The 8,310-nt window shown below is 65.1% G+C and carries 7 protein-coding genes, 1 other RNA gene and 3 pseudogenes; 4 read left to right on the plus strand and 7 right to left on the minus strand.

The genetic code is table 11. From position 1 onward, the window contains the following. Together NW75_RS19590 and NW75_RS19595 are read right to left on the minus strand one after the other, a co-directional pair. On the minus strand, window positions 1-711 hold a 711-nt coding region (locus NW75_RS19590), incomplete at its 3' end, for a TPM domain-containing protein (protein WP_443024502.1). A 24-nt stretch (window positions 712-735) separates the two neighbouring features. Next, complete coding sequence (locus NW75_RS19595; protein ID WP_033967034.1) at window positions 736-1,320, minus strand: LemA family protein; 585 nt, start codon at window positions 1,318-1,320, stop codon at window positions 736-738. Window positions 1,321-1,402: 82 nt separating this feature from the next. On the opposite strand from NW75_RS19595, the gene mscL reads away from it, so the two are divergent. Then, window positions 1,403-1,831: a large conductance mechanosensitive channel protein MscL gene (mscL, locus tag NW75_RS19600; RefSeq protein WP_033967024.1), complete on the plus strand. Its 429-nt coding sequence runs from the start codon at window positions 1,403-1,405 to the stop codon at window positions 1,829-1,831. Window positions 1,832-1,955: 124 nt separating this feature from the next. Here mscL and NW75_RS19605 read toward each other — a convergent pair whose 3' ends face one another. Then, window positions 1,956-2,387: an RrF2 family transcriptional regulator gene (locus NW75_RS19605; protein ID WP_033967025.1), complete on the minus strand. Its 432-nt coding sequence runs from the start codon at window positions 2,385-2,387 to the stop codon at window positions 1,956-1,958. A gap of 59 nt (window positions 2,388-2,446) precedes the next feature. Between NW75_RS19605 and ssrA the strand changes: the two genes are divergently transcribed. Then, window positions 2,447-2,789: a transfer-messenger RNA gene (gene ssrA, locus NW75_RS24045) on the plus strand. A 68-nt stretch (window positions 2,790-2,857) separates the two neighbouring features. Further along, entirely contained in the window at window positions 2,858-3,943 is a 1,086-nt protein-coding gene (gene dinB, locus NW75_RS19610; protein WP_033967027.1) for a DNA polymerase IV, read from the plus strand. A 6-nt stretch (window positions 3,944-3,949) separates the two neighbouring features. Here dinB and NW75_RS19615 read toward each other — a convergent pair. The 3 genes and pseudogenes from NW75_RS19615 to NW75_RS19625 form a co-directional block, all read right to left on the minus strand. Further along, window positions 3,950-5,336: pseudogene (locus NW75_RS19615) on the minus strand (UdgX family uracil-DNA binding protein). An 11-nt stretch (window positions 5,337-5,347) separates the two neighbouring features. Further along, window positions 5,348-6,597 (minus strand): annotated as a pseudogene (locus NW75_RS19620) (putative DNA modification/repair radical SAM protein). A gap of 57 nt (window positions 6,598-6,654) precedes the next feature. Next, entirely contained in the window at window positions 6,655-7,062 is a 408-nt protein-coding gene (locus tag NW75_RS19625) for a hypothetical protein (RefSeq protein WP_033967028.1), read from the minus strand. 147 nt (window positions 7,063-7,209) lie between these two features. Here NW75_RS19625 and NW75_RS19630 point away from each other — a divergent pair, with 147 nt between their 5' ends. Then, window positions 7,210-7,515, plus strand: coding sequence for a hypothetical protein (locus tag NW75_RS19630; protein ID WP_010404751.1), 306 nt, complete (start codon window positions 7,210-7,212; stop codon window positions 7,513-7,515). A 5-nt stretch (window positions 7,516-7,520) separates the two neighbouring features. Here NW75_RS19630 and NW75_RS19635 read toward each other — a convergent pair. Further along, window positions 7,521-8,310: pseudogene (locus tag NW75_RS19635) on the minus strand (chromosome segregation protein); the annotation flags it as partial.

The following is an 8,310-nucleotide window of genomic DNA, read 5'->3' on the forward strand; positions in this document are numbered from 1 at the left end:
CCCCGAGCCCCACAGCACCGCCGGAGCCACGCCGCTGCGATATTCCTGCCCACGCCGACCGCGCCGCAAGCTCGACAGCACGATGAAGCCGATCACGAACAGGATCATGATCACGCCAAAGGGAATCCCGCCGCCACTGCCCGCGGCGCTGCGCTTGTGCACCTTATCGAACTTCGCCGCCGCCGCGTCGACATTGGCCTTGGCTTCCTCCGGAGAAGCGCGAAGCTGTGCGATCACCGCATCGGTACCCGCTTCCATCGCTCCGGCAATGTCACCGGATTGCGTCAGCTTGGGCATCATTTTTTCGCGAATCATCGTGCCCGCAAAAGCATCGGTCAGGATCGGCTCCAGGCTGTAGCCAACCTCCAGCCGCGGCCCGCGATGCCCCTTGGGTGCGTTAGGCGCGATGAACAGGATCGCACCGTTATTGGCGTCCTTGAGGCCCACGCCCCACGCCCGCCCGAGACCGACACCATATTCCTCGATCTCGCGACCCTGCAGGTCCGGGATCGTGGCGACCACCAATTGCCGCTTGGTGTCTTTCTGCAGCGCTTCCAATTTGGCCGTCAGATCGGCCTTGGTCGCAGGCGGCAGGACGTTGGCGGCATCCACCACCAGCCCGGTGAATTTGGGATAGGTCTGCGCTGCCGCCGGGGCAACCCCCAGCAGCAGCGCAACCAGCATCGCGAGCAGTGCCTGAATCAGGCGCATCGGCATGGGCCTCCGGCCCGGTACTTAGTTGGTGTTGCCGAAATTGACCGTCGGCGCCACGTCCGCCCCCGGCGTCGTCGCCTTGAACGGCACCAGCGGCTTGGCCCCGTAAAACACCTTCGCGCCAATCGCGTCGGGGAAGGTGCGGATGGTCGTATTATACGCCTGCACCGCTTCGTTATAATCGTGGCGTGCGGTCGAGATGCGGTTTTCTGTGCCCTCGAGCTGGTCCATCAACGTCTTGTAATTGTCCTGGCTCTTCAGCTCGGGATAGGCCTCCTGCAGCCGCTGCAACGACAGCGTCAGGCCGTTCTGCGCCTTTTCATACGCTGCGACCTTGGCCGGATCGTTCAGATCCGCGCTGGAAACCTTGACCTGCGATGCCGAGGCACGCGCCTGCGTCACTTCGACCAGGATCGCTTTTTCCTGCGCGCCCGCCGCCTTCACCGTCGACACCAAATTGGGGATCAGGTCAGCACGGCGTTGATAGTAATTTTCCACATCGGCCCATTTCGCCTTGGCGTTCTCTTCCGCCGTCGGCACGCTGTTCAGCCCGCAACCGGCCAGCGCGAATGCGCCGACGAATGCGATCAGAGTGCGATACTTCATGGTGTTCATCCCTCCAGGCCTTGCGCAGCCCTGATAGCCGGGTAGCATGGCCGCGAGAAACGAAATCGGATTGGGAGGCTCCATGTTCAAGGAGTTCAAGGCATTCATCGCGCGCGGCAACGTGCTGGACCTGGCGATTGCGGTCATCATCGGCGGGGCGTTCGGCAAGATCGTGACGTCGCTGACCGACGACGTCATCATGCCGGTGATCGGCAAGATTTTCGGCGGGCTCGATTTTTCGAGCTATTTCGTGGTGCTCGGCAAGGTGCCCCCCGCGCTCGTCGGGTCGTCCGATTATGCTGCACTGAAAAAGGCCGGCGTGCCGCTGTTCGGCTATGGCGCGTTCGTCACGGCGGCGGTCAATTTCGTGATCGTCGCCTTCATCATCTTCCTGCTGGTGCGCGCCGTGAACCGGCTGATGCCCAAGGCACCGGAAACGCCCGCCGAGCCGGTCGAGCCCGCCGACATCACTCTGCTGCGCGAGATCCGCGACGAATTGAAGCGGCGCTGAGGGGGGGGCTCGCGCTTACCCTATATTCCGTTCGGGCTGAGCCTGTCGAAGCCCTTCCAAGCGAGCCGCTCGCGTGGAACGCCCTTCGACAGGCTCAGGGCGAACGGGGAATGGGGCGAAGGTCTCAGGCCGCGACCAGATCCTCGGCGACCGAATCCGCCAGACTCGTGCCATCGAGGATCCGCGCGGTCTCGTCGCGCACGCGCATCATCGCATGGCGGATCGCGCAGCTCGCTTCGTCCTTGCAATCCTTGCAACTGCGATAGGCGGTGCGACTGACGCACGGCACCAGCGCCAGCGGCCCCTCGATCACGCGGATGATCTCACCCAGTGAAATCAGATGCGTCGGGCGGGACAGGCAGTATCCGCCCATCTTGCCACGGTGGCTGTGCAGGAAACCCGCCTCGCGCAGATCGGCGAGGATCAGCTCCAGGAACTTGCGCGGGACATTCGCCTCGGCGGCAATCCGGTTCATCGGGATCGGCGGGCCCCCGGGGGGTGCTTCGGCCAGGAACATCATCGCGCGAAGCGCGTAGCGGGAACGTTGCGTCAACATGATACTATACCCCATGCACCCGATTTGTGGCGAGTGGAAGGCACAAGGTGTCAAACCGGGCCTTTTTCATTGCGCCAGGCTCCGCCTATATCGCGGGGGCCGGGTTCGCCCGGCTATGGTGATAAAGTGCAGCGTAGACTAGATGCAGCGGACCCGGGGGCAGTACCCGGCGACTCCACCAAAACCCCTCTTGCCGGAGGGGCTCTGACGGGGTCGAACCAGGATCGACGTGTGTTGAAAGGCGCTGTTTTTGCCCGGGCTGAGTAACCTGCAAAAGGCTCAAAACCACAAGTGCTAACGATAACGAAGCACTCGCGATTGCGGCGTAACTAAAGGCCTAACGGCCTAGGTTACCCCAAAAGAACGCGGTTCGGGCTGCACCGGGCAACAGAAGCAGACACCGGCGGTCCGGGGAGTACCGAGCAACAGAAACTCCCCACCCTTTCCTGTCGCGGCTATCAGGGTGTTGCATGGCCGATTCCGCCGACGCCCCGCCCCAGCGCAAGATCATCCATATCGACATGGACGCCTTCTTTGCGTCGGTCGAACAGCGCGACGACCCAACCTTGCGCGGCAAGCCGGTTGCGGTCGGCGGGTCGCGTGCGCGCGGCGTGGTCGCCGCCGCCAGTTATGAGGCACGCGCCTTCGGGGTGCGCTCGGCCATGCCCTCTGTAACAGCCCTGCGCCGCTGCCCCGATCTGGTGTTCGTGCCGCCCCGCTTCGAGGCGTACCGCGCGGTCTCAGCCCAGATCCGCGCGATTTTCGACGATTATACCGATCTGGTCGAGCCGCTCTCGCTCGACGAAGCCTATCTCGACGTGACCGAGGACCGCCATGGCCTGGGCTCGGCCCGCGCCATCGCCGAGCAGATCCGCGCGCGCATCAAGGCCGAAACCGCCCTCACCGCCTCGGCCGGGGTCAGCTACAACAAGTTCATCGCCAAGCTCGCCTCCGACCAGAACAAGCCCGACGGCCTGTGCGTCATCGCGCCCCGCCACGGCGCGGCGTTCGTCGCGAGCTTGCCGGTCAAGCGCTTCCACGGCGTCGGCCCGGTCACCGCGCGCCGCATGGCCGCGCTCGGCATCGAAACCGGTGCCGATCTGCGCGAACGCCCGCTCGCCTTCCTCCACGCGCATTTCGGCAGCTACGGCGATTACCTTTACAGTGCCGCACGCGGGGTCGATCACCGCCCCGTCCGCAGCGAACGCCCAAGCAAATCGGTCGGGGCAGAGCGCACCTTCGAGACCGACCTCTCCGCGCCGGGCGACCTCCACGCGGCACTCGACTGGGTGGGCGAAGCCGCCTGGGTGCGGATTGACCGCCACAGCGCGCGCGGCCGCACCGTGACGCTGAAGCTGCGCTTCTCCGATTTCCGCACGATCACCCGCGCGCGCTCGCTCAGCAGCGTGGTCGAGCGCGACGCCTTTTTCGCGATCGGCCACGCCTTGCTCGATGCGCATCTGCCGCTGCCGCTCGGCGTGCGGCTGTTGGGGCTGACGCTGTCGGGTATGGTCGATGGAGAGCCCGAGGCGGTGCAGGCGACCTTACCGTTATAAGCGCCGTCAGAGCACCCGCTCCCCCGCCCGCCGCAAATCCTCGACGAAGCGCGCATATTCCAGCGCGGCCACCTCGCGGTCGGGCAAACGCAGCAAATAGCTCGGATGCACCGTAATCCACGCCTCGCCGCCATCGGGCAGCACCAGCGCACGCCCGCGCTCCTGGCCGATCGTCACCACCCGCCCGAGCAAGCTGCGCGCCGCGGTCGCCCCCAAGGCCACCGTCACCTTGGGCCGCACCAGCAAGCGCTCCTGCTCGATCCACCAGCGGCACGCGCTGACCTCCCCCGCATCGGGTTTGCTATGGATGCGCCGCTTGCCGCGCTGTTCGAACTTGAAATGCTTGACCGCGTTGGTGACATACACACCCGCCCGATCGATCCCCGCCTCGGCCAGCGCGCGGTCGAACATCTGCCCGGCCGGGCCGACAAAGGGCTGCCCCGCCAGATCCTCCTGGTCGCCCGGTTGCTCGCCGACGAACATCAGCGCCGCATCGACCGGCCCCTCGCCGAACACCGTCTGCGTCGCGGGTTTGTACAACGGACACCGCGTGCAACCCGCCGCTTCCTCGCGCAACGCCGCCCATGCCGCCTGTGCATTGCCGCCAACCTCGCTCTTCGCCTTGGCGATCATCCCGCTCTCCCGCGCTGTGCGCTCGCAATCAACCCCGGCACCAACGCCGTTTCGGGCATGTTCTTCCAATATTTGCGCGGCATTTCTTTCAGCATCGCGCCGACCTTCACGCGCGCCGGGTTGAAGATCGACGCATAATAGGTCTTCCACACCTCCTCGATCGGGTCGCCCTCGGGCGCATCGCGCTTGGAGGCACCCGGCCCTTCCGCCAGCGTCTCGCCGTCCCAATGCAGCGAAAGCTCCGGCGTCAGGATCGACCAGCGCATGCTGGCGAATCGATCGAGAAAGAAACCGGCGTTGGCGCGCACGATATGATGCTCGTGCTCGAACCACGCGACGAAGCGCGGGGCACCATCCTCCTCCACTTCGCGGAAGCGCAGGAACGCGCGCATCTTGTGAATGTCCTTGCGCACTTCGCGCGCAAACCCCTCCAGCCGCCGCACCAGCGGATCCGCCCGATCCTCGATCGCCCCTGGCTGGCGGCGCAAGCGCAGCAGCAACGCATAGAGCAACGCAAAAACGTTCGGCGTCGCGGTGCAAAAACGACGCTGCGCGCCAGCGCCATGAACGCCGCGGGCACGGTGAAGGCCGGTTGCGTCGGCGCAGGTGGCGGCGTGCCCACCAGCGCGAACAGATCGTCCGCCGCTCCGCCCACGTGCCACACCACATCCTCGGGCGGCACGCCCGCCCCCGCCAGCCCGCGCGCCGCATCGCGCCAGCCATCCAGATCGTCGGGTTCGGCCAAAGTGACGACGTGCATCGTGTCTCCCCTCAGGCCGCAAATAACTCCAGTTGCTCGGTTTTGGGTGCAACTTGCGGCCGAAGATCGGCGCGGTCGCTCAGTGCGACCGGGCGCCAGTCTTCAGCGATCAGAAACGGGCGTAGTTTGGCGATCGACACCGTCAGCCGCGCGACATCGGCCAATCGCAAGCGCCGCCAGCGCCGCGCCGACAGGATCGCGCCGACCGCCTTCACCCCCAGCCCCGGCACGCGCAGCAGCGCCTCGCGCGGCGCGCGGTTGACGTCGACCGGAAAGGACCCGCGAAATTTGAGCGCCCAGGCGAGCTTGGGGTCGATGTCGAGCGGCAGCATTCCCGTCGTCGCGTCGGTCGCGCCACCACATCGGCGGGGGAATAATCGTAGAAGCGCATCAGCCAGTCCGATTGATACAGGCGATGTTCGCGCATCAACGGCGGACGCTGCAGCGGCAGCACCGCGCTCGCATCGGGGATCGGGCTGAACGCCGAATAATAGACCCGCCGCAAGCCGAACCGATCATACAGCGAGGACGCGCGCGTCACGATGTCGCCATCGGTCGCGGCATCCGCCCCCACGATCATTTGCGTGGATTGCCCGGCAGGCGCAAAGCGCGGCGCCGATTTGAAGCGTTTGCGGGCGTCGCCGGTGTCGGCAATCGCCAGCTTGGTCCCGGCCATCGCCCCTTCGATCCGCGCCGCCGATTTCTCGGGCGCAAGCCGCGTCAGCCCGGCCAGCGTCGGCAATTCCACATTGATCGACAAGCGGTCGGCATGGAGCCCGGCCTGATGCACCAGTTCGGGGTCGGCATCGGGAATGGTCTTGAGGTGGATATAGCCGCGAAAATCATGATCTTCGCGCAAGCTGCGCGCCACTTCGACCATCTGCTCCATCGTGTAGTTGGACGAGCCGATGATGCCCGAGGACAGGAACAGCCCCTCGACATAATTGCGCCGATAGAAAGACAGCGTCAGCCGCACCACCTCCGCCGCGGTGAAGCGCGCACGGCGCACGTTCGAGCTTTTGCGGTTGATGCAATAATGGCAGTCGAAGATGCAGCTGTTGGTCAGCAGGATCTTGAGCAGCGAAATGCAGCGGCCATCGGGCGCATAGGCATGGCAAATGCCCATGCCCTGGTCGGTCGAGCCCAGCCCCTTGCCGTCGCGCGACGTGCGCTTGACCGATCCCGACGACGCGCACGACGCATCATATTTCGCGGCATCCGCCAGGATCGCGAGCTTTTGCTGAACATCGAGCTGGGCCATATGTTCTTCATATGTTCACATTACACTCGACGCAAGCGGCGCTGTCGGTCATCCGGGTCAGTGGTCTGTCAGCAGCCCGGCCATCTTCTCAAAGGTTACATCGGTTTTGGAGCCGAACAGCCGCATCGGCTTGCCCTCGTCGCATTCGACCTGCGCGACGATGCGAATCCAGCGCCGCGTCGGGCCAACGGTGATTTCGGCGTCCAGGGTGAAGCCGGAGCGATCCCGGATGGCCGCCATACGGCGACATTCGAGCGCGATGCGGGATCCCGGTGTATAGCGCGCCGTCGCAGCGTGGCGATCGACTCGGCTGCCGCGCGGGGCTCCAAACAAATCGTAGACGCCATCGCTCCAGGTCAGCTGCTCGGTCGCGAGATCGCACGACCACAGCCCAGCCGAGACCGAAGCCGGAACGTCGGTGAAGCGGCCGCCGACCGCATGGGACACTGCTGGAATGATGTTCATGCAAACCCCTTTCCGATTGCGGTGCAACCCCGTGCTTGCCGGACAATGGTTAAGCTGAGGTTTTGAAAGGCCCTACTAGTTTCGCAGATGCAACCCGCAGGCGCTTAAAACGTTACGCCCACACAAAGATCAAAAGGGACCGACATCATGCGTTCACTGTTTCTCAGCCTCGCCGCCGCTTCGCTCGTCGTTCCGGTGACGATGGCCCTCCCGGTCGATAAGGCCGAAGCGCGCAAGCATCGCTACTATGGCAAAACCAGCCGTCATTATCGCTGCCATCGCTCGTCGGGCACGACTGGCCTGATCGCGGGCGGTGCCGGTGGCGCGCTGGTCGGCAATGCGCTCGGCGGCGGTGTGCTCGGCACGGTGGCTGGCGGCGTCGGCGGTGCCTTGCTCGGCAAGCATCTCGACAAGAAGCACGACGCGGCCCAGAACCGCCGCAACGGCTGCTGATCCGTTTACTCGGCGGCGAGGAGCGATTCCGCGCCGCCGAGATCGACCGAAACAAGGCGGCTGACGCCTTGCTCGACCATCGTCACGCCAAACAGCCGGTGCATCCGGCTCATCGTCACGGCATTGTGCGTCACGATAAGATAGCGCGTCTGCGTTTCGCGCGTCATCGCATCCAGCAGCCCGCAAAAGCGCTCGATATTGGCATCGTCGAGCGGCGCATCGACTTCGTCGAGCACGCAGATCGGCGCGGGGTTGGTCAGGAACAAGCCGAAGATCAGCGCGACTGCGGTCAGCGCCTGTTCTCCACCCGATAACAGCGTCAGCGATTGCAGCTTCTTGCCGGGCGGCTGCGCCATGATTTCGAGCCCCGCCTCCAGCGGATCGTCCGAATCGACCAGCTCGAGATGCGCCTGTCCGCCATTGAACAGCGTCGTGAACAAGCGCCGGAAATGCCCGTCGACCGCCTCGAACGCCGCCATCAGCCGCTGCCGCCCCTCGCGGTTGAGCGTACCGATCGACCCGCGCAGGCGGTTGACCGCCAGCCCCAATTCCTCGCGCTCGGCGGCATTGCCCTTGGAGGCTGCTTCCAGCTCGGCCAGTTCGCTTTCGGCAACCAGATTGACCGGGCCGATGCGTTCGCGATCGACCATCAATTTCTCGTGTGTCGCCGATTCCTCCCCCCGGCGACCGCACCGTATCGCCCGCAAAGCCGACCCGTTCGGGCAGCAGCACCGACGGGCATTGGAAGCGCTCGCCCGACAGGCGGTTCATCTCGACTCGGCGGGCTTCCTCTCG

It is taken from the genome of Sphingomonas sp. Ant H11 (assembly GCF_000797515.1).
Lineage (GTDB): Bacteria > Pseudomonadota > Alphaproteobacteria > Sphingomonadales > Sphingomonadaceae > Sphingomonas.